Here is a 19,702-nt window from a genome sequence, read left to right as displayed (position 1 = left end):
TTAATATGGACGACAAAAATAATTTAAAAAGAGATATATTATCACGCCATATAGTCATGATATCTCTAGGAGGTACTATCTCAGCAAGCTTTTTTCTTGGTATAGGTAGTATTCTAAACTCAGTTGGTGCATTTGGTACTGTATTAGGGTTTTTAATTGGTGGGATAATTATGATGCTAGTAATGATAAGTCTAGCAGAAATGGCTATAGAGATGCCGGTAAGTGGATCCTTTCAAAATTATGCTACCAGATTTATTTCGCCATACTCGGGCTTTTTGACTGGCTGGTTATACCTAATAAATTGGCTTACAGCAGCGGCTGGAGGTCTTGTTGCTGCTGGAATTATATGTCATAACTTTTACCCTGCTATTAGCGTTTGGCAGTTTTGTATAGTTACTATATTTATCATAAGTTTATTAAATTTATGTGCCGTAAAAGTCTTCGCAGAAATTGAGTTTTGGTTATCTGCAATAAAAATCATAACTATTATAGTATTCATATTAATTGGTATTGGGATTATAACAGGATATTTAAATACTAATAAGCCAATTTCAGGCTTAGTAAATTTCTATGCAGATGGTTTGTTTCCAAATGGATACAAAGCATTTTTATTTGGTCTAGTTATTATAGTATGTACATTCCAAGGAGCCGAACTAGTTGGTATTGCTGCGGGAGAGACAAGTAATCCCGAAAGAAATATTCGTAAAGCAATAAAAAGTGTAGCTATTAGAATATTACTCTTTTTTGTATTATCATCATTCATAATAGCCTATATTATTCCATATAAAGACTCTAGCGTAGCTAATACTCCTTTTATTACAGTGTTGCAACTAGTCAATATTAAGTATGTTGATACCATTATGCAACTTGTGATTCTTACAGCAAGTTTATCAGCTGTAAACTCATGTTTTTATACTTGTGCAAGGCTTATGTGGTCTATGGCTTCAGATAAACAAGCACCAAAAATATTTACAAAACTTAGCAAAAAACAAGTTCCGATATATGGCGTCATATTTGTAGCTATACTTTCTTGTCTTTGTTTGATTACAAAATTTGTTGGTGCTGAGAAAATATTTATACTCGTAGTTTCATCTTCAGGTATGGTTGGATGTATGATTTGGATAATTATTAGTTTATGTCATATCTACTTTAGAAAATCTCTTTCTTCAGAACAAACTAAAAATCTTAAATTCAAAGCATGGGCTTTTCCACTAATCCCATATTTGAGCATATTGTTTAATTTTTGTGTAATATTAGGAATGTTTTGGGATCCTGATCAACGCATGGTTATTTATTCAGGGATTAGTTTAATTATTTTATTTTCATTATGTTATAAGCTATTTTATAAAAATGAATAAATTCTGCTTTGAAAGTCCCCTACTTTCGTGAGATATCTTTTCGATTTTTCACATTTTGAAACATACAAAATATCATTAATTACATAATAGATCGCATCCTGCGAAAATTCCGCACCTAAATTACAAGCTTCATCAAGCGATTTAGCATCAAACATAAAACCATTTTCTTTGTGCTTAGATGACTTATCAAAACCATTAATTTCATAGAACCAACTATATGACTTTTCTAATTGATTTCTTAATATTTGATTTCTAGCTAAATTTTCTTGATCTTCAAGAAGCTGATTAAATGGATTGTATGCTGTAATAATCGCAAATTGGTTAGGATACCTGCTAGGTAATATAGGGACTTCAAATTTAGTTGTAAAATACCATTCACAAAGATCTAAATTAGAACTATTATTCATAAGCCTTTAGCTTTTGCTCTAATTGGCTACCTGTATGGACACCAGTAAGCGTTTCTACAGGCTGACCTGCTTTGAAAATTATCATAGTTGGTATACTTCTTATGCCAAATTTAGCTGCTAGACTTTGATTATCATCGACATTGACTTTGACAATCATAGCTCCTGTATAATCTTTTGATAGCTGATCAAGTATCGGCGATAAAGTCTTACAAGGACCGCACCAATCTGCATAAAAGTCTACTAATATAGGTTTTGCAGAACTACTTATTAATTTATCAAAGTTAGCTTCATCAGTCTTTATTACTTTGCTTAATGCCATACTATCTCTCCATAAATGTTACATTTGCTCTTATATTAATATCCTGAGATACAGCTACTGGATTATAGCTATTTGCATCATTTTCATTATAAGCTGCTGTTTTCATTAACATAACTGTATTTCTAGGCTTATATCCGTCTGTATCAATATACTGTACTGATTGAATAATATAGTTACTATTAGTCTGTTTATTAAAATTAGTAAGATAATCCTTTGTATCTTTAAAAAGTTGTATCATAAGTTTTTGTTTTGCAGCCTCGACTTCTTTAGCAGGAGGATTATAATCTAATACTTTTACAGCTAATCTTTTTCCAGAAGATCTGTCTTGATTTTCAATTGCTTGTTGTAACTTATTCAAATCACTTTGAGAAATTCTAGATTGAAGTTGTATCGTAATATTGATAGCACCGCTATTGTTAGTATTTTGTTCAATGTTTTTGACTTTCCAGTCAGACTTTACAATGTTGTTGATACTATCTGTAATTTGATTTTCTATACTATTTTGTTTATCTAATGAAGTTGTTGCATAACCAGTCACTTCGACAAGTATGCTATCACTCTTTATCGTGGTTTCACCTTGAGTTGTATACTTAATGGTGTTGTACTCGGCACAGTTATCTGATGCTGCTACGGCAAGAGAGACAGAGCTAACAAACCCAATCAAACAAAATGGAACTAACTTTTTCATATATACGTCCTTTAGAAAACACTTATATAAATTTAGTCTAGCAGATAATGAGATATTAATCAGGTTCAAATGTAGCAATTGTTTCTAAGAATTATATTATATCGTGAAGAATATCATCTAATGCCTCTAAGATTTGCTCTTTCATTTCATTTTCAAATGGGAAATCATCTGATGTTAATTGAGATTTAACAAAGCTCTCTAAAAGTAAATGCTGAGCACTTTCTAAAGTCAGTCCTCTTGACTGTAAATAAAAAAGAGCATCTTTATCAAGCTCCCCTATTGTTGCACCATGTGTACACACTACATCATCAGAGAAGATCTCTAATTCTGGTTTTGTATTAATCTCAGCTTTATTACTTAATTGAATATTTTTATTGTTCTGAAAAGCTTGAATTTGCTCTATACCTTTATTTACGACTGCTTTTGCATTAAACCATGCTTTAGAGCTACCATTAGCTACACCTCGGAAGTTTACATTACTATATGTGTGAGATGCATTATGATTAACTAAAAAACATGCATTAGCAATAGCATTATCATTTACTAAATATAATCCTCTGATATCAAATCTAGAGTACGGCTTATTTAGATTTACTACAAAATCATTTCTAAGAAGTGCATCCTTATTCAATAAGTTAAATCCATTAAATTCAGCAGCGCGATCTAAATTGATTAGATAATTAGCTGTAGTAATTAACTGAGTATTATTTGGATTATCAGCATTGTTTGTGAAGTTTACTTTTGCTGATTCTGCAATATTTATGTCTAAAAACAGGTTTATGGCTGAATTTTCTGTAAGACTGACAAAGTCGATATCTAAATCTAGATTTGCAAACATATCAACGTCTAATTTTAGAGATATATTTGTTAGCTTATCTTTAGCCATATCAGTATTTATAAAGATTAGACTTAAAGAATCTTTAGTATCTTTAGGTATACTTATAGCCAAGTGTTTAGAATTTTCTATTGCTAACTTAGACATAGTTCTTTGATCTCTATGTAGCTCTAAAGCACTAATATGATTCAGTTTTTTGTTGTAATCAATAGCTAAAACACCATCTAGTATTATTACAACATTTTCTTCCGTATCAAATTTAAAACCTTCTAAATAATCTTTAGATTTAGGAGAATCTTTAAGCATTTCAGATATGCCACTTTTGCTATATATAGTAGCTAAGTTAGTATATTTCCAGCTTTCTTGTCTAGTAGTTGGTAGAAATTTATTATCTATTAACATTATTATCAACCTTTAGCTATTTAACCAAGAATATCCTTTTTCTTCTAGCTCAAGAGCTAGCTCTTTACCACCTGTTTTGACAATTTTACCATCAGCTAAAACATGAACAAAATCAGGTTGTATATGATCTAAGAGTCTTTGGTAGTGAGTAATTACCAAAAAGCTTCTATCATCAGATCTCATATTATTTGCACCTTGAGATACCACCTGAAGAGCATCAATATCTAGTCCAGAATCAGTTTCATCTAAGATAGCAAGCTTAGGTTCAAGCATCATTAGTTGTAGCATTTCATTACGTTTTTTCTCTCCACCTGAGAAGCCTTCATTAACTCCACGCGACATGTATTTCTGATCTATTTTTAGAACTTGCATATTTGCTTTTAGCTTTTTCATAAAATCTATAGCATTGATTTCTTCTTCGCCATTTTGCTTTCTAATGCTATTTACAGCTGTCTTTAAAAATTGAACATTACTAACACCAGGAATCTCAATAGGATACTGTAAGCTTAAAAAGATACCAGCTGCGGCTCTTTCGGATATAGATAGATCATCTAAATCTTTACCGTTAAATGTTATCGACCCTTGAGTAATCTCATAGCCATCTTTACCAGCTAAAACATTACTTAGTGTACTTTTACCAGCTCCATTAGGTCCCATAATTGCATGGACTTCACCTTTGTTAACTTTTAGATTTAAGCCTTTTAGAATCTGTTTCTTTTGTTCGCCAACACTTACATGTAAATCTTTAATTTCTAATAACATTTTATTAACCTTTTAACTTATATAATTCTAAAGTTTAACCAACAGCACCTTCTAAACTAACTTCCATTAGTTTTTGAGCTTCAACTGCAAACTCAAGTGGTAACTTTTTAAATACTTCTTTACAAAAACCATTAACAATCATAGCAATTGCATCTTCTTCCGAAAGACCTCTTTGCTTACAATAGAAAAGCTGATCATCAGAGATCTTTGAAGTTGTAGCTTCATGTTCGATTTGAGATGAGTTGCTCTTATTTTCTATATACGGGTATGTATGTGCACCACAATTATGCCCTATGAGTAATGAGTCGCATTGAGAAAAGTTTCTAGCATTAGAGGCATTAGGCGATATTCTCACGAGCCCTCTATAAGCTTGAGAAGCTTTACCTGCAGAAATACCTTTTGAGATAATCGTACTCTTAGTATTTTTACCAAGATGAATCATTTTTGTACCAGTATCAGCTTGTTGAGCATGACGAGTTAAAGCTACAGAATAGAATTCACCAATTGAGTTATCTCCACGTAATACTACTGAAGGGTATTTCCATGTAATAGCAGAGCCGGTTTCAACTTGCGTCCAAGAGATTTTTGCGTTCTTATGACAAACACCTCTCTTAGTAACAAAGTTGTATATACCACCTTTACCTTCTTTATCTCCCGGATACCAGTTTTGTACTGTAGAATACTTAATTTCAGCCCCATCTAAGGCTACTAACTCAACCACTGCTGCATGAAGCTGATTTTCATCACGCATTGGTGCAGTACATCCTTCTAAATAACTAACATAACTGCCTTCATCTGCAACAATTAATGTTCTTTCAAACTGTCCAGTATTCATTGCATTTATTCTGAAGTATGTTGACAGTTCCATAGGGCAAGTCACACCTTTAGGAATATATACAAATGAGCCATCACTAAAAACCGCAGAATTTAAAGCTGCAAAAAAGTTATCACCTTGAGGTACTACAGAACCTAGGTATTTTTGCACCAGTTCAGGGTGCTTTTGTACAGCTTCTGAAATAGGACAAAATATTACCCCTGCTTCAGCTAATTTTTCTTTGAATGTTGTTACAACTGAAACTGAATCAAATACAGCGTCAACCGCTATATTTTTAACTCCAGCTAGCATCTCTTGCTCATGCAAAGGAATACCAAGCTTGTTATATGTATCAATAATTTCTGGATCAACTTCATCTAAACTTTTAGGATGATCTTTTAATGATTTTGGCGATGAATAATAGCTTATGGCTTGAAAATCAATCGGAGGATAGTTTAAATCCGCCCATTTCGGTGATTTCATTTCTAACCATTTTTGATACGCTTTGAGGCGCCACTCTAGTAGAAATTCAGGTTCGTTTTTTCGCGCAGATATCAGACGGATTACATCTTCATTAAGACCTGCATCGATAGTCTCAGCTTCTACTTCAGTTACAAAACCATGCTCATAATCTTGTTCAATGATTTTATCTAAATTTTCGCTCATATCTTAACTTTTGCCCTTCTTGTTGACAATATCATAGATTGATGTTTTTGAAAGTAAATCTAACAGTTGGTTATTCAACACTTTCCAATAACTGCTTACAGTACAGTTTCCTATGCTACACTTTTTTTGTAAATCACAACACTCTGTAAGATTTACATCCTTTTCTACAGATCTAACCACATCTAATACAGTAATATTTTGAGGATCATCAACAAGTGTGTATCCACCTTCTATACCGCGCTTTGAGACTACAATATTTGATATTGAAAGCTGATTTAACAACTTTCTTACTGTAGGAATATTCAGTCCCGTGGTTTCTGCAATTTTTGCAGCACTATAAGGATTTGAGTTATTTTCAGCAATTGTTACAACTACTAGCAAACCGTAGTCGAGTAATTTACTTATTTTTAGCATAATTAACTCTAATCTATACTAATTTAGTATCATATTGTGAATATAATAATATTTATAATGCTTAAAGTAAATTAAAAAATTGATTATTTTTAAACCTTAGACTAGTATTTGTAAATAGTTAAATACTACATTTGTTATTATAACAACTAATTATGAGAATAGCTATTTTAGGCGCAGGACAACTTGGAATATATTTAACACAGAGATTAAGTCTGGATCATCAGGTTTCTATAATTGATTTAGATGAAGAAAAACTTGGGTTTATATCTTCTGCTTTTGATGTCCAAACGATTATTGGAGATGTTACAAAACCTAACATAATGATGGAAGCTAATTTTAAAGATACAGATATGATCATAGCGGTAACATCTAATGATACAACCAATATAGCTGTATGTGATATGGCTTATAAACTTTATAAGACTCCATACAAAATAGCTCGAATCCGTGATACAGAATATAATAGATTCCCAAAACTGCTTAATAATATCGACTTAGTTATAAAATCATTTTTTGAAACAACTAAGAGACTAGAACAGCTAATTTTTTTATCAGGAGCGTATTTTATTTCATCATTTTTTGATAAGCGTATCCAACTGGTTGGAGTTGAGGTTTCACAAGACTCACCACTAATAGGCTTGTCTGTTAAAGATATATACTTAGGTTTAGGTGATATTAAAGTTGACATAATTTCAGTACATAGAAATGGTAAAAAGTTAGATATAGACGACACTGATATTCTAGTTGAACCAGGTGATAGAGTTATGTATTTGTCAGAAAAAGCATACTCTTCTCAAATTCTATCAATTTTTCAGCCCAAAAAAGCAAACATTAGAAAGATTTTCATTGCTGGGATCAACTATGCAAGTATCACCCTTGCAAAATCATTGGAAAATAAAGGCTATATAATAAAAATGATTGATCCTAATGCTGAAAAGTGTGAATTTGCTCTGAATGAGTTATCAAAATCTACAATTTTACATTACAACCCTGTAAATAATAATTTATTAGTTGCTGAAGGTATTGATGAAGCAGATATGTTTTTTGCCTTAACTAACTCCGATGAGATAAATATCATGTCGTCAATTTTGGCAAAAAAACTTGGTGCTCAAAAAACAGTTGCTACTGTAAATAGTTCTGAATACTATGATATAACTAGAGATTTGAAACTTATAGATATCTCAATTTCTCCTCATAATTTCTCATACACGACAATCAAAGCATTTCTAACTCAGGTAGATATGCTTAAAATGTATGAGGTTGAGGATAGTGATGAGATGTTTGTAGAGCTAAAAGTACATGGCCAAGAAAATATGTCTACAGTCATTGGCAAAAAAATAACAGACCTAAAACTGCCAAGTGGCTTACAAATATTAGCGATTATGAAAGATGATAATACTCCTAAATTTTTTACTGATAATTCTCTCATTGATGATGGAGATAGACTAGTTATAAAAGTTGACAATAAAAGTGCATTGCAGACCCTTGAAAAACTTTTTCAAGTAATGCCTTTATACATCGCATAAAATATTGATAATATATATGTGGTTAGGTTAATATAAATCTATCGTATAATTTGTTCATATATAACCCATGGTATCAAACTCAACCGGAAAAGAAAAAATTGGTTTAATTCTGCTTATATTATTAATGACAGGAGCAATTGATAATATAAGAAACCTTCCTTCTACTGCTACTTCAGGAACTTATATATTTTTCTTTTTTATTGTCGCAGTATTTTTGTTTCTAGCTCCTGTAGCTTTAGTATCAGCGGAAATGACAGCAACATATACTGCCAAGGGTGAGGAAGGTGTGTATGGTTGGGTAAAAAAAGCCTTTGGTCCGAATATAGCAATGTTAGCAATATGGTTCCAATGGATCAATACTTTAATATGGTTCCCAAGTATACTAACATTTATTGCAGGAACTATTGCATATATATTCAATCCTGATCTAGCACAGAATATTAAATTTACTATTATTTTTATTACAGTAGTTTTTTGGTCTTTGACTATTCTAAATCTTAAAGGTTTACGTGTTTCTGCGATTTTTGCAAGCGCCTGTACATTTTTTGGTATGGTGGTACCTATGCTGCTTATGGTTATTTTCGCATTAATATGGTTATTAAATAGCTATACTATAAACATTCATTTTGAATTAGGTAATTTAATCCCTAGCTTTACATCTACCGAGTCTTGGATGGGGTTGACAGCAATAATTGCTTCTTTTTTAGGACTTGAATTAGCAACAGTTCACATAAGAAATGTTGCAAACCCTAAAAAAACATTTCCATTAGCTCTATTAATTTCAGTGGTTTTCATTGTAATTACGATGGTATTAGGTGCTTTGGCTGTAGCAATGATATTCCCTCAATCTGAAATAGATGTTGTACATGGAACAATTAAGACTTTTAAAGTTTATCTAGAAAGCTTAGGCATACCTATGTTTTTCTATTATGTTCTAGGATTAATGATCTTCATAGGTTCTATAGGATCGATGATCAATTGGATGATTTCACCTGCTCGAGGTTTGTTACAAGCTGCAGACGATCATTTTTTGCCTGATGCTTTAGACAAAACTAATAAGCATGATGTACCAAGTGGTATCCTTATATTACAAGCAGTTATTATGACAATAATATGTCTTCTGCTAGAGCTTGTACCATCAGTTCAGGCTTATTATTGGCTTCTTACTGCTCTAAGTACACAAATTTACTCTTTGATGTACCTAATGATGTTCTTTGCAGCACTGAAGCTAAAGTTATCGAGTAAAGAATCTATGAAGAATACAGAGGACTTTAATATCCCGTGCGGTAAATTTGGTATGGCTTTTGTATGTGTTTTAGGTATTGTAGGAACAATCTCTTGTGTAATAGTTGGTTTTATTCCGCCTGATAATTTATATCAAAATCCTTTTGAATTTATTCAAATGTTATCAATATGTTTTGTACTATCAATTCTTCCTGTAGTATTATTCATGGTTTATAGAAAGATCAAACTTAAAAATATCTAATGCTTGAATCATTAATTCTCTTTATATTCCTAATTATTGGCTATTATATTTTTAATTTCTCACAATCATTAAAAGTTATAAGACTTATAAACTTATCATTAGACATTATTGTAATTTCTATAATTTTTTTACTAGGTTATAATTTTAGTATATTTACTAATACAAATACTATAGTTCTAGAAGTTATAGGTATAAGTTTGATATATATTACAATTATTACAGTTGTTAATATATTAGGGATTTTTGTTTTTTGTAAGAAAGATCCTAGTATAAAAGCTCACTTTGTATCTGATAACATAAGTCAAGCTAAAGAAAATCTATTTATTACAATCCTCAAAGCAAGCAAGTATCTAATATATTTAGTTATAGGTTATGTACTAGGTGAAATTATTAACATAAATATTACTTCACTTATAAACGACATTGTATTTGTAATGTTATTACTTCTTATGCTGATTATTGGTGGTTTATTAAGATTTGAAAATATATCACTTATAAGTCTCTTTAAAAATAAATTAGCTATGTCCGTGGTTGTTATAGTAATTGCAACATCGATAATTTCAGCTATTTTGATCAGTTATATGATTAATATACCAGTCAAACAAAGTATCATGATCAGCTCAGGCTTGGGCTGGTACTCTTTATCAGTTGTCTTAAATACTGACTTCATTGGTGAATATTATGGGATGATAACATTTATGGTTGATTTCTTACGAGAAATACTAGTAATCGCGATGGTACCATTACTCAAACGATATTTTTCTGTAGAGATGGTCGGATATGCTGCTAATACAGCTATGGATTTCTGCTTACCAATCCTCAGAAATAATTATGGTAATAAAATAGTTCCATTAGCTATAACTATTGGCCTAACAATGACAATCATAACCCCTATTCTTCTAGTATTAGAGAATATGGTCTTATAATTTCTATAAAGCTTAATGAGTGACTAGATCAAATAAAGAGGATTATTTACTACGGAACTTAATACGACCTTTAGTTAAGTCATAAGGAGTTATTTCAACTACTACCTTATCTCCAGTTAATATACGAATATAGTTTTTTCTCATTTTACCCGAGATATGGGCTGTTACAACATGCCCATTCTCAAGTTCTACCCTAAACATTGTGTTTGGAAGAGCTTCTAAAACGACTCCTTCCATTTCTATACAATCTTCTTTTGCCATATTGGCCTCATCTCCGGTTAAATTACTTTTTAATAGTTACACAAAACAGCATCTATTTTAAAAGGAATTATTTAAAAACTCAAATCTTTTGAAAAATAGTTATTAAAAGGTTATAATTTATTATCAAAATTCCAATATTTAAGCATTCCATAGTGGAAAAATTCTTTTTCTTTGAGCTAGTAATATTTGTAGTAGCTGTCTTAGGAGGCGGCATAGGTGCTATCATCGGTATTGGAGGAGCTTTGGTAATAACTCCTCTACTATCAACTGTATTAGATGTACCTCTTCATTATGCTATAGGAGCATCTTTAGTAGCTATAATCTGTACATCAACTGCAACATCTCTTGTTTCTTTAAAATCTCATGGATTAACCAAAGAAAAACTAGGGTTATTTTTAGCATTAGCAACTGCTATAGGAGCTATTTTTGGTGCTAAACTAGCCCTAACACTAAAATCACAAGCATTATTTCTTATATTTGGTGGAATTTTATTTGTAGTGGCGGTTTTGAGTTTTATAAAAAAGAAACAAAATAATAATTTTATTCAAAAGACTACCAAAGTATCGATCATTGCTGAAAAACTTCAACTTAATGACTCGTTTGCTGTAGATAAAATAAAGCATCAATATAGTGTCCAACATCCTATACTTGGTTTTATATTTATGTCTGGAGCTGGGTTTATTGGGGGGTTGCTGGGCATTGGTGCTGGTATTTTTAAAGTAATTGCTATGGATAAAGTTATGAAAATACCTTTTAAAGTTAGTGCATCTACTAGTAATTTCATTATGGGTATTACTGCATTTGCGGCAACTTCAACGTATTATTTTGCAGGATATATTGATAGTTCTATAACGGCTCCTGTTGCTTTAGGTACTTTATTAGGGGCTACTATAGGCTCTAAAATTATGCCTCATATTTCAACAAGAGTTTTAAGACTTACATTTTTTATAGTTTTATTTATTTCAGCATTACAAATGATAATTAAAGGATTTATATGATCAAAGATAATGTCGTATATCGTGTTATAAAATTAAATCTATCATTAGCTGTTTTTATAATCTGTCTAGGTGCTATAGATGCTATTTTTGGAAGTCGCGAAATTGCAAAAAATATCGTTAATTTTGGAATATTTTTGATAATAGTAACGCCAGTTTTAAGGATTCTTTTAGAACTTATCTTTTTTATCAAAGCAAAAAATTACACTTACATACTTATATGTTTAATATTATTCCTAATAATAGCTCTTAGTATAGTCTGTTAGATAGTATATTTATTCTAAAAATGTTAATATTTTCTCTATTGTGATAATTGTGCTCATAAGAGCTGAAAACTTATTGAAATATGTTTACTAGTTTATCAGATAAATTACAGTCTTCATTTAAGAAGATAAAAGGACAAACGTCTTTAACAGAAGAAAATATACAGTCAGCCTTGCGTGACATCAGGGTTTCTCTTTTGGAGGCAGATGTTGCGTTACCAGTGGTCAAAAAATTTATAGAAAATATAAAAGAAAGAGCCATAGGTGAAGAAGTTAAAAAAAGCCTTACACCAGACCAAACATTCATTTCATTTGTAAAGAAAGAAATAGAAAAAGCATTAGGTGAAGAAGCTGTACCCATTAACTTAAAAACACAGCCTCCTGCTGTGATACTAATGGCTGGTTTACAAGGTGCTGGTAAAACAACATCTACAGCTAAGCTTGCTAAATATTTAAAAGAGCAACACAAGAAAAAAGTAATGGTAGTCAGTGCCGATATTTACCGCCCTGCTGCTATTGATCAATTAAGAACTCTTGCAAATAGTTTAAACATAGATTTTTTTGAATCTGATGTATCTCAGAAACCTGACTATATTGTTACAGAAGCTATTAAAACTGCTAAAACAAAATTAATAGATGTTCTGATAATAGATACTGCTGGTAGATTGCATATTGATAGTAATATGATGGATGAAATAAAACAAATCCATAAAATTGCAAATCCAATAGAGACATTCTTCACTGTAGATAGTATGACAGGTCAAGATGCTGCTGTTACTGCCAAAGCATTCAATGATGCTTTAGAGTTAACAGGTGTTATTCTTACAAAGACTGATGGTGATGCTAGAGGTGGTGCTGCTCTTTCAATTAGAGAAATTACAGGTAAGCCAATTAAGTTTTTAGGTACTGGAGAAAAAACAGACGCATTAGAGCCATTCCACCCAGATAGAGTAGCTTCTAAAATACTAGGAATGGGTGATGTTCTTAGTTTGATTGAAAGTATTGAGCAAAAAACAGAAAAAAAATCTGCTGAAAAATTAACTAAGAAGCTTAAAAGTGGTAAAAACTTTGACTTAGAAGACTTTAAAGGCCAAATCCAACAGATGAAAAGTATGGGTGGTGTTGGCTCAATCATGTCTAAATTACCAAATATGCCAGCAAATATGCCGGGTAATGTTGGTGATGAAATGTTCAAAAAAATTGAAGCTATGATAGACTCAATGACTCCACTTGAGCGTAAGAAACCTGAATTAATTAAACACAGTAGAAAACAAAGAATCATTAAAGGATCTGGAACAACAATACAAGACCTTAACAAACTTCTACAACAACATACACAAATGAAAAAAATGATGAAAAGTGTAGTTGGTAAAAAAGGAGGTATGGCTAATATGATGAAACGTATGTCTGCTATGCAAGGTATGGGAAATATGCCAGGTCTTTTTGGTAAAAGAAAATAAGAATAAAAATTATAAGGAAATCTCTAAATGATAGGTGATAAAAACTTTGATAAAGTCTCAAATATAAATATTAAAAAGGAAAAAGTATTGATTCCAGCGGAAGTTCTAATCCAAGATATACCTCTTTTAAAGACTTCTTATGAAACTGTCAAAAAGTCTCGTAAAGAAATGGCGGAAATTATTCATGGTAAGGATGATAGAGTTGCTGTTATAGTTGGACCTTGCTCTATTCATGACACAGAAGCTGCCGTAGAATATGCTAAAAAGCTAAAAGAACAAGTCAAAAAATTTCAAAAAGAAATCCTTATCATTATGCGAGTGTACTTTGAAAAACCTCGTACAACTATAGGTTGGAAAGGACTAGTTAATGATCCAGATCTTGATAACTCTTATAATATCAATAAGGGTCTTCGCATGGCACGTACTTTGCTGTCGGAAATTACGAATATGGGCTTACCTTGTGGGACAGAGTTCTTAGATGTAATTACTCCTCAATATTTTGCAGAACTTATCACTTGGGGCGCTATTGGGGCTAGAACTGTTGAGAGCCAAGTTCATAGAGAACTTGCTTCAGGTCTTTCTGCTTCTATTGGTTTCAAGAATGCTACAAACGGAGATATTCAGGTAGCTGTTGATGCAATTAAATCAGCCACTTACCCTCATCATTTCTTGAGTACCACAAAATCTGGCTCTACAGCTATCTTTGCTACTAAAGGCAATCAAAACGGTCATATAATTCTTCGTGGTGGAGCATCAGGACCTAACTTCAGCAAAGAGCATGTTGATGACTGTATCGAAAAGTTGAAAAAATCTGAAATTGATACTAAAGTTATGATTGACTGTAGTCATGGTAACAGCAAAAAAGATCATACTAAGCAAATCGCAGTATTAGAAGATATTTGTGAGCAAATTAAGACTAGTAATGATGTATTTGGAATAATGATTGAAAGTAACCTTGTAGCTGGAAATCAAGATATTAATAATAAACCTCTAACTTATGGACAAAGTGTAACAGATAAGTGTGTTGATTTTGATGAAACAATCAAAATGCTTGAAATGTTAGCCGATGCAGTTAAAGCTAGACGTAACTCACAAGAGAAAAAAGAAACTAAGGAAGAGTCTCAATTTTCCTTATTATAAATACTTTTATTGATACAAATGAGACACTGCATTCTACAATATTTTCGGATATTTCTGATAGGATTCAGTATTTTATTACTTTCTAATTGTGCTGATCAGAGCGTTACTTTCAAAAATCTTCCTCCAGATAAGCAACCAATTATTGGTAAAGTTTCTAATATCTATATACTAGGTGGATTGGGACAAACATCAGAGGTAACTCCTGCTGATATATGTGGTGGACATCAAGAGAAAGTTGCAAAAGTCACTTTTACAAAACCTTTTCTGTGGGATGGACTAATATCATTGATAACCTTAGGTATAATAACTCCTCGACATACTTATGTTTACTGTGGGTAGCCCTTATGAAGAAGATTATAACTTTTACCATATATATAATACTAGCTGGCTGTGCAACACAAACTGTAAATTTTGAAAAGCCTAAACAAGTATTAGAAAAGCCTACTTATTATAAAAAAGATACCTTCTTGTTAGGTATGGGACCATCAACAGATATAAATGCCAGTAAAATATGTAATGGTCGTAACAATATATACAAAGTTGATGCTGAGCAAACAACTTCAGATTTGATCATAGCATGGGCCACTTTTGGTATATATACTCCTCGTAGCATAGCAATTTATTGCAAAAAATAAGATATAAGTAAAACTTATAACTAGTATAAAATCTATATATTTAACATTAAAACAATTCTTTGTCATAATACTCTCAGAAAATAAATCAAAATATTAAAAGGTATAAAAATGAAAAAGTTAATTCTATCAGTAGTAGTTATGTTTAGTCTAGCAAACTTAGGTTTTGGTGGTAGTTTACACCCAATAAGTGGTTTTTCTCATAATGTTTCATATGCTGCACCTGTAATGATTCTTGCAGAGTAGTTAGATAAATAGGAAAATTATTAGTTATTAATTAATGTCTGTTTTATCTGTTTACCAAAGTCTGTAGCTGATTGAGGATTTTGCGCAGTAATAATTTTACTATCAGTTTTCACACAAGATTGCCACTCCAAAGCACTACTATATTTAGCACCAGCTTTGACTAAACTATCCTCTAGAGAAAAAGGCATAACATTAGTCAAACCGACGATTTTTTCTTCATTATTACTAAAGCCGGTTACTTCTTTATCTCTAATAATATTTTTCCTGTCATTATCTTTAACATTTATCAGAGCTGCTACACCATGACATATTGCACCAACTACTCCATTTCTAGAATAAACATCTAAAATCTTATTCTGTACATTAGAATCATTTGGGAAATCCCACATTGTCCCATGTCCACCAGCAAATATTATTGCATCATATTCTTTGATATTTACATCTCTGAGACTAGTGCTATTTTTTATAATATTTTTCAAATTATCATCGGCTAAAAACCTATCATTTAAAAGATCTTTTTCAGCAACACTATTAGGATCAATAGGGATTTCTCCACCAGTAATTGACACAATATCAATTATGATATTTTCATCAAGAATACTGTAATATGGGTGAGTAAGCTCTGATAGCCATAATCCAGTTTTTTCATTCAAATCACCCATTTTGCTATGACTAGTTGTAACCATTAATACTTTTTTCATAACGTTTTCCTATTTGTTAAAAACTTTATCTAGATGGTTTTTATAATTCTCAGCATACTCCTCAATTTTAGGATCTTTAATAACATCGTTTGCAATAAATGTTGGTAATCCTTTCATACCTATGAATTTATGAGCTTTATGAAAGTGTAGGTATACCCCATCAACTCCAACACCTTCAAAAAGCTGATCTTTCTCCACAAAAGCCTCTAATGGAGCATTCCATGTTAATGAGAACATATATGTTTTACCCTGAAGTAAACCACCAGAACCATATTTTTTGCTAGCATCATGTCTAGATCGACCATCACTAGCATACATAACACCATGACCTGTGGTGAATACTTCATCGATATATTTTTTAACAATCCAAGGTGGACCCATCCACCAACCTGGCATTTGATAAATCACTGTATCAGCCCAAAGCCACTTTTGAATTTCCTCATCTATATCATAACCATCGTCAATTACTGTAACTTTGACATCATGACCAGAGCTTTTAAGGTGCTTTTCAGCGATATCATTTAGATATTGATTCAAAGCACCTTTCGAGTGCCCAAATTCCTTTTTACCATTAATTAACAATATTTTTTTCATATATTTTGCCAGTAATAATTAGATAATAGCCAAGTTAATCAATTGGCTTCCTTGACAGACTGCACCAGTATTATGAATACTAATTACAACACCACCATAAGGTAGAATTAAGTCTTTCTTTTGCATGGTAGATGTCTGAATATATTGACCAATTACATCTCCAGCTTTGAAAATATCACCTGGCTTTATAAACCATTCATATAATCCACCTTCAATTGCTTTTAGGTGTTTATAGTTAGCTCCATAGACATGATGTCTAATATCAGTATTCAATAAATTTGCATCAAAAGGTGATTCAATAATATCTTTATGTTTCAGGTAATTAAGGATGCCTTGAGTTTGCATTTTAGCATTAGCAAAATTTATATATTCCTCAGAACCTAATTCAAGTGTATAGCCCTCTTTTAGTATTTTTTCATCTCTACCTTGTTTTTTAAACTCTTGAGATAAGTGCCACCATGGACAAAATGTAGCTTCATCAAGAGCACCACCAGCTTTATCATTATCAATAATTAGCATATCTTTATAGCCAAATTTTTCTGCTGTTTGTCTAGCAAAATCTGCCGTATATAAGTATGTAGTCGCATCTGTATCAGTATGTAAATCAAGGACATAATCTGCCTTTTGGGCTTCTCTTTGGACTAGAAGATTTAATCTTTTAGCTCTAGATAGCTCCCACTCATTTGCTAGTTCTTTATCTAATTCTTGCTGTAAAAGATTTTCAAAAGCTTGCTTATACTCCGCTGTAGTAGAGTTGATATGTTCTTTGACAAATGCTGAGTAATCAATAGATGGGTAGAAATAGTATCTATTAAAATTATCTCCTGTTGCAGAATCAAATCTACCTTGGTGCCCTGCTCCTATAAATACATCTTTACCGATAGGGTTGCATTGAGGGATTAGATAAACATCGCCTTTTGGCTGATGCTTTTTGAAATACTCTAAAAGCTCTATCATTACAGCATTTCCTTGTAATTCTGAAGCGTGCATACTTGCTTGCATATATACACTTGGTGCTGATGAATCAGAACCTTTGATAATTATTTTCTCTACATGAATATCTTCACCTGTTGATGATTGACTTACTTTGATTTTCTGTTTGGAAATATAGTTAGACATAATGATAATTCAATTTTTTATGATTAGGTAATTATAGCAATATAAAACTTGTACTATAAGAATATTTACTATCAAAAACATTTATTGACTCAATAAGTATTTACTATTACACCACTAGGTCTAAAATGCTAAAATGTCTAAATAAATCTTAAAACTTAATAATAATCTGATGATAAAAGTAATGACATTCAATGCTAATGGTATACGCGCAGCTGCTCGTAAAGGATTTTGGGAGTGGTTTAAAACTCAAGATATTGATTTTTTGTGTATACAAGAAACAAAAGCGCAATTTCATCAGATAGAAAAAGATGAACAGCATTTCCCAGATGGCTATTACTATGATTTTAAAGATGCTGTAAAAAAAGGCTACAGTGGTACAGCTATTTATGCTAAGAAAAAGCCTCTAAAGGTAATCAAAGAGCTTGGATTAGATTGGGCTGATGACGAAGGAAGATATATTCAATTTGACTATGAAAAATTTAGTATTGCCAGCCTATATCTACCTAGTGGTTCTAGTGGAGATATTCGCCAAGAGTATAAAATGCAGTTTCTTGAAAAATATAAAAAAATATTAAAAGAACAAGCAGAATCTGGTAGAGATTTTATAGTTTGTGGTGATTTTAATATTGTGCATAAAGAGATAGATATCAAAAACTGGAAATCTAATTATGGTAAGACATCTGGGGTATTGCCAGAAGAGCAAGCTTGGTTAGATCATATTTTTGATGATTTGGGTTGGGTTGATACTTTCCGAGTGATTAATCATGAGCCGTTACAATATACTTGGTGGTCAAACCGTGGTCAAGCGCGTGCAAACAATGTCGGTTGGAGAATTGACTATCATATTTCAACACCTGCTCTAAAAGATAAGGTTGTGCCAAAGTCTGATTATGTCTACAAAGAAAATTGGTTCTCAGATCATGCTCCGCTAACTATTAGTTATGATTATGAGATTTAATCTATCAAGGAGCTCTCAAAATGCTTAATAGAACTGTTTTAATCACAGGTGCCACAAAAGGAATTGGATTAGCTACAAGCTTATATTTAAATAATCAAGGGTGGCAAGTTATTGGAATAGCGAGATCATATATTGATAATTTTCCCGGAGAGTTGTTTTTATGTGACTTGGCTAATGAAGAACAAACTGCCTCTACACTCATTCAAATAAATGAGATTCACGGATGTCCGGATGCAATTATTAATAATGTTGGAATAGCTATTCCAGAACCATTTGGAAAAATTTCTATTTCAGCACTTAATGACGTCTATAATTTAAATGTTAGAAGTGCTGTGCAAGTATCACAGTTTTTTATTGAAAAAATGAAATTAAAAGAACAATGCAAAATTGTTAATATTGCAAGTAGAGCTATCTTTGGAGTTAAAAATCGTACAAGTTATTCCGCTGCAAAATCTGCTTTAGTTGGATGTACTAAAACCTGGGCTCTAGAGCTTGCTAAGTATGGGATATGTGTAAATGCTATAGCTCCGGGTCCAGTAGATACTGAATTATTTAGAAAAACTAGACCTATTGGTAGTAGTGAAGAAAAAGAAGTTTTAGATTCTATTCCTATGATGCGCATAGGGAAGCCTGAAGAAATAGCTGCAACAATAGCTTTCTTATTATCAAATGAAGCATCTTTTATCACAGGACAAGTTATTTGTGTTGACGGTGGTGGAAGTTTATAACA

Annotated in this window: 24 protein-coding genes; 13 read left to right on the top strand and 11 right to left on the bottom strand. The window is 31.8% G+C overall.

All coding sequences use genetic code 11. The features are described from left to right. The first annotated feature begins 5 nt into the window (after positions 1 to 5). Entirely contained in the window at positions 6 to 1,358 is a 1,353-nt protein-coding gene (locus F0R75_RS03945) for an amino acid permease (RefSeq protein WP_149368253.1), read from the top strand. Here the strand turns inward: F0R75_RS03945 and F0R75_RS03940 are convergent. The 7 genes from F0R75_RS03940 to F0R75_RS03910 all read right to left on the bottom strand — a co-directional run bounded on the left by F0R75_RS03940 (position 1,343) and on the right by F0R75_RS03910 (position 6,665). Then, positions 1,343 to 1,765, bottom strand: coding sequence for a DUF3293 domain-containing protein (locus F0R75_RS03940; protein WP_012281041.1), 423 nt, complete (start codon positions 1,763 to 1,765; stop codon positions 1,343 to 1,345). The genes F0R75_RS03945 and F0R75_RS03940 overlap by 16 nt on opposite strands. Next, positions 1,758 to 2,084, bottom strand: coding sequence for a thioredoxin (trxA, locus tag F0R75_RS03935; RefSeq protein WP_149368254.1), 327 nt, complete (start codon positions 2,082 to 2,084; stop codon positions 1,758 to 1,760). Before trxA ends, F0R75_RS03940 begins: the two co-directional genes overlap by 8 nt. 1 nt (position 2,085) lies before the next feature. Then, entirely contained in the window at positions 2,086 to 2,772 is a 687-nt protein-coding gene (locus F0R75_RS03930; protein ID WP_149368255.1) for a hypothetical protein, read from the bottom strand. Positions 2,773 to 2,863: 91 nt separating this feature from the next. After that, positions 2,864 to 4,009: a Fe-S cluster assembly protein SufD gene (gene sufD / locus F0R75_RS03925; protein WP_149368256.1), complete on the bottom strand. Its 1,146-nt coding sequence runs from the start codon at positions 4,007 to 4,009 to the stop codon at positions 2,864 to 2,866. 12 nt (positions 4,010 to 4,021) lie between these two features. Next, positions 4,022 to 4,771: a Fe-S cluster assembly ATPase SufC gene (gene sufC, locus F0R75_RS03920; protein ID WP_013923116.1), complete on the bottom strand. Its 750-nt coding sequence runs from the start codon at positions 4,769 to 4,771 to the stop codon at positions 4,022 to 4,024. A 34-nt stretch (positions 4,772 to 4,805) separates the two neighbouring features. Beyond that, complete coding sequence (gene sufB / locus F0R75_RS03915; protein ID WP_013923115.1) at positions 4,806 to 6,251, bottom strand: Fe-S cluster assembly protein SufB; 1,446 nt, start codon at positions 6,249 to 6,251, stop codon at positions 4,806 to 4,808. Between the two features lie 3 nt (positions 6,252 to 6,254). Then, on the bottom strand, positions 6,255 to 6,665 hold the full coding sequence (locus F0R75_RS03910) for an SUF system Fe-S cluster assembly regulator (RefSeq protein ID WP_013923114.1): 411 nt from the start codon (positions 6,663 to 6,665) through the stop codon (positions 6,255 to 6,257). Between the two features lie 152 nt (positions 6,666 to 6,817). Here F0R75_RS03910 and trkA point away from each other — a divergent pair, with 152 nt between their 5' ends. From trkA to F0R75_RS03895, 3 genes are all read left to right on the top strand, one after another. Then, complete coding sequence (gene trkA, locus F0R75_RS03905) at positions 6,818 to 8,191, top strand: Trk system potassium transporter TrkA (RefSeq protein ID WP_149368257.1); 1,374 nt, start codon at positions 6,818 to 6,820, stop codon at positions 8,189 to 8,191. 67 nt (positions 8,192 to 8,258) lie between these two features. Beyond that, the gene (locus F0R75_RS03900) at positions 8,259 to 9,677 is read left to right on the top strand and encodes an APC family permease (RefSeq protein ID WP_149377205.1); all 1,419 of its coding nucleotides are present in this window, start codon (positions 8,259 to 8,261) and stop codon (positions 9,675 to 9,677) included. Further along, positions 9,677 to 10,603, top strand: coding sequence for a LysO family transporter (locus F0R75_RS03895; RefSeq protein WP_149368259.1), 927 nt, complete (start codon positions 9,677 to 9,679; stop codon positions 10,601 to 10,603). The genes F0R75_RS03900 and F0R75_RS03895 overlap by 1 nt, the downstream gene beginning before the upstream one ends. A gap of 42 nt (positions 10,604 to 10,645) precedes the next feature. Here the strand turns inward: F0R75_RS03895 and infA are convergent, their stop codons facing one another. Beyond that, positions 10,646 to 10,864, bottom strand: coding sequence for a translation initiation factor IF-1 (infA, locus tag F0R75_RS03890; RefSeq protein WP_004287780.1), 219 nt, complete (start codon positions 10,862 to 10,864; stop codon positions 10,646 to 10,648). A 152-nt stretch (positions 10,865 to 11,016) separates the two neighbouring features. On the opposite strand from infA, the gene F0R75_RS03885 reads away from it, so the two are divergent. The 7 genes from F0R75_RS03885 (at position 11,017) to F0R75_RS10285 (ending at position 15,600) form a co-directional block, all read left to right on the top strand. Beyond that, complete coding sequence (locus tag F0R75_RS03885) at positions 11,017 to 11,862, top strand: sulfite exporter TauE/SafE family protein (protein WP_146421391.1); 846 nt, start codon at positions 11,017 to 11,019, stop codon at positions 11,860 to 11,862. Then, the gene (locus F0R75_RS03880) at positions 11,859 to 12,125 is read left to right on the top strand and encodes a DUF1634 domain-containing protein (RefSeq protein ID WP_149368260.1); all 267 of its coding nucleotides are present in this window, start codon (positions 11,859 to 11,861) and stop codon (positions 12,123 to 12,125) included. The genes F0R75_RS03885 and F0R75_RS03880 overlap by 4 nt, the downstream gene beginning before the upstream one ends. Before the next feature lie 80 nt (positions 12,126 to 12,205). Further along, a complete protein-coding gene (ffh, locus tag F0R75_RS03875; RefSeq protein WP_041263745.1) occupies positions 12,206 to 13,582 on the top strand; it encodes a signal recognition particle protein in 1,377 nt (458 codons plus the stop codon). Between the two features lie 27 nt (positions 13,583 to 13,609). Next, the gene (locus tag F0R75_RS03870) at positions 13,610 to 14,722 is read left to right on the top strand and encodes a 3-deoxy-7-phosphoheptulonate synthase (protein WP_149368261.1); all 1,113 of its coding nucleotides are present in this window, start codon (positions 13,610 to 13,612) and stop codon (positions 14,720 to 14,722) included. A gap of 18 nt (positions 14,723 to 14,740) precedes the next feature. After that, entirely contained in the window at positions 14,741 to 15,061 is a 321-nt protein-coding gene (locus F0R75_RS03865) for a Bor/Iss family lipoprotein (protein WP_149368262.1), read from the top strand. Between the two features lie 5 nt (positions 15,062 to 15,066). After that, complete coding sequence (locus tag F0R75_RS03860; RefSeq protein WP_149368263.1) at positions 15,067 to 15,357, top strand: Bor/Iss family lipoprotein; 291 nt, start codon at positions 15,067 to 15,069, stop codon at positions 15,355 to 15,357. A gap of 108 nt (positions 15,358 to 15,465) precedes the next feature. Beyond that, on the top strand, positions 15,466 to 15,600 hold the full coding sequence (locus F0R75_RS10285; RefSeq protein ID WP_013923104.1) for a hypothetical protein: 135 nt from the start codon (positions 15,466 to 15,468) through the stop codon (positions 15,598 to 15,600). Between the two features lie 20 nt (positions 15,601 to 15,620). Here F0R75_RS10285 and F0R75_RS03855 read toward each other — a convergent pair whose 3' ends face one another. The 3 genes from F0R75_RS03855 to F0R75_RS03845 are packed head-to-tail and all read right to left on the bottom strand — an operon-like array spanning position 15,621 to position 18,014. Beyond that, a complete protein-coding gene (locus F0R75_RS03855) occupies positions 15,621 to 16,286 on the bottom strand; it encodes a type 1 glutamine amidotransferase domain-containing protein (RefSeq protein WP_149369201.1) in 666 nt (221 codons plus the stop codon). A 24-nt stretch (positions 16,287 to 16,310) separates the two neighbouring features. Then, positions 16,311 to 16,895: an NAD(P)H-dependent oxidoreductase gene (locus F0R75_RS03850; protein WP_149368264.1), complete on the bottom strand. Its 585-nt coding sequence runs from the start codon at positions 16,893 to 16,895 to the stop codon at positions 16,311 to 16,313. A gap of 18 nt (positions 16,896 to 16,913) precedes the next feature. After that, on the bottom strand, positions 16,914 to 18,014 hold the full coding sequence (locus tag F0R75_RS03845; protein WP_149368265.1) for a M14 family zinc carboxypeptidase: 1,101 nt from the start codon (positions 18,012 to 18,014) through the stop codon (positions 16,914 to 16,916). Positions 18,015 to 18,183: 169 nt separating this feature from the next. Here F0R75_RS03845 and F0R75_RS03840 point away from each other — a divergent pair, with 169 nt between their 5' ends. Next, the gene (locus tag F0R75_RS03840; RefSeq protein ID WP_149368266.1) at positions 18,184 to 18,972 is read left to right on the top strand and encodes an exodeoxyribonuclease III; all 789 of its coding nucleotides are present in this window, start codon (positions 18,184 to 18,186) and stop codon (positions 18,970 to 18,972) included. A gap of 20 nt (positions 18,973 to 18,992) precedes the next feature. Continuing rightward, positions 18,993 to 19,700, top strand: a complete 708-nt coding sequence (locus tag F0R75_RS03835) for an SDR family oxidoreductase (protein ID WP_146421400.1) — start codon at positions 18,993 to 18,995, stop codon at positions 19,698 to 19,700. Positions 19,701 to 19,702: the final 2 nt, after the last annotated feature.

The organism is Francisella marina (genome assembly GCF_008369785.1).
GTDB lineage: Bacteria > Pseudomonadota > Gammaproteobacteria > Francisellales > Francisellaceae > Francisella > Francisella salimarina.
This window is presented reverse-complemented; position numbering and strand designations above follow the sequence as displayed.

Bases quoted from the DNA above. Each gene is read 5' to 3' on its own strand.
- F0R75_RS03835 (WP_146421400.1), top strand. From the start codon at position 18,993: ATGCTTAATAGAACTGTTTTAATCACAGGTGCCACAAAAGGAATTGGA.
- infA (WP_004287780.1), bottom strand. From the start codon at position 10,864: ATGGCAAAAGAAGATTGTATAGAAATGGAAGGAGTCGTTTTAGAAGCT.
- F0R75_RS03945 (WP_149368253.1), top strand. From the start codon at position 6: ATGGACGACAAAAATAATTTAAAAAGAGATATATTATCACGCCATATA.
- F0R75_RS03845 (WP_149368265.1), bottom strand. From the start codon at position 18,014: ATGTCTAACTATATTTCCAAACAGAAAATCAAAGTAAGTCAATCATCA.
- F0R75_RS03895 (WP_149368259.1), top strand. From the start codon at position 9,677: ATGCTTGAATCATTAATTCTCTTTATATTCCTAATTATTGGCTATTAT.
- F0R75_RS03855 (WP_149369201.1), bottom strand. From the start codon at position 16,286: ATGGTTACAACTAGTCATAGCAAAATGGGTGATTTGAATGAAAAAACT.
- trkA (WP_149368257.1), top strand. From the start codon at position 6,818: ATGAGAATAGCTATTTTAGGCGCAGGACAACTTGGAATATATTTAACA.
- sufC (WP_013923116.1), bottom strand. From the start codon at position 4,771: ATGTTATTAGAAATTAAAGATTTACATGTAAGTGTTGGCGAACAAAAG.
- F0R75_RS10285 (WP_013923104.1), top strand. From the start codon at position 15,466: ATGAAAAAGTTAATTCTATCAGTAGTAGTTATGTTTAGTCTAGCAAAC.
- sufB (WP_013923115.1), bottom strand. From the start codon at position 6,251: ATGAGCGAAAATTTAGATAAAATCATTGAACAAGATTATGAGCATGGT.
- F0R75_RS03940 (WP_012281041.1), bottom strand. From the start codon at position 1,765: ATGAATAATAGTTCTAATTTAGATCTTTGTGAATGGTATTTTACAACT.
- F0R75_RS03840 (WP_149368266.1), top strand. From the start codon at position 18,184: ATGATAAAAGTAATGACATTCAATGCTAATGGTATACGCGCAGCTGCT.
- sufD (WP_149368256.1), bottom strand. From the start codon at position 4,009: ATGTTAATAGATAATAAATTTCTACCAACTACTAGACAAGAAAGCTGG.
- F0R75_RS03860 (WP_149368263.1), top strand. From the start codon at position 15,067: ATGAAGAAGATTATAACTTTTACCATATATATAATACTAGCTGGCTGT.
- F0R75_RS03865 (WP_149368262.1), top strand. From the start codon at position 14,741: ATGAGACACTGCATTCTACAATATTTTCGGATATTTCTGATAGGATTC.
- F0R75_RS03910 (WP_013923114.1), bottom strand. From the start codon at position 6,665: ATGCTAAAAATAAGTAAATTACTCGACTACGGTTTGCTAGTAGTTGTA.
- F0R75_RS03880 (WP_149368260.1), top strand. From the start codon at position 11,859: ATGATCAAAGATAATGTCGTATATCGTGTTATAAAATTAAATCTATCA.
- F0R75_RS03900 (WP_149377205.1), top strand. From the start codon at position 8,259: ATGGTATCAAACTCAACCGGAAAAGAAAAAATTGGTTTAATTCTGCTT.
- F0R75_RS03870 (WP_149368261.1), top strand. From the start codon at position 13,610: ATGATAGGTGATAAAAACTTTGATAAAGTCTCAAATATAAATATTAAA.
- F0R75_RS03930 (WP_149368255.1), bottom strand. From the start codon at position 2,772: ATGAAAAAGTTAGTTCCATTTTGTTTGATTGGGTTTGTTAGCTCTGTC.
- F0R75_RS03850 (WP_149368264.1), bottom strand. From the start codon at position 16,895: ATGAAAAAAATATTGTTAATTAATGGTAAAAAGGAATTTGGGCACTCG.
- trxA (WP_149368254.1), bottom strand. From the start codon at position 2,084: ATGGCATTAAGCAAAGTAATAAAGACTGATGAAGCTAACTTTGATAAA.
- ffh (WP_041263745.1), top strand. From the start codon at position 12,206: ATGTTTACTAGTTTATCAGATAAATTACAGTCTTCATTTAAGAAGATA.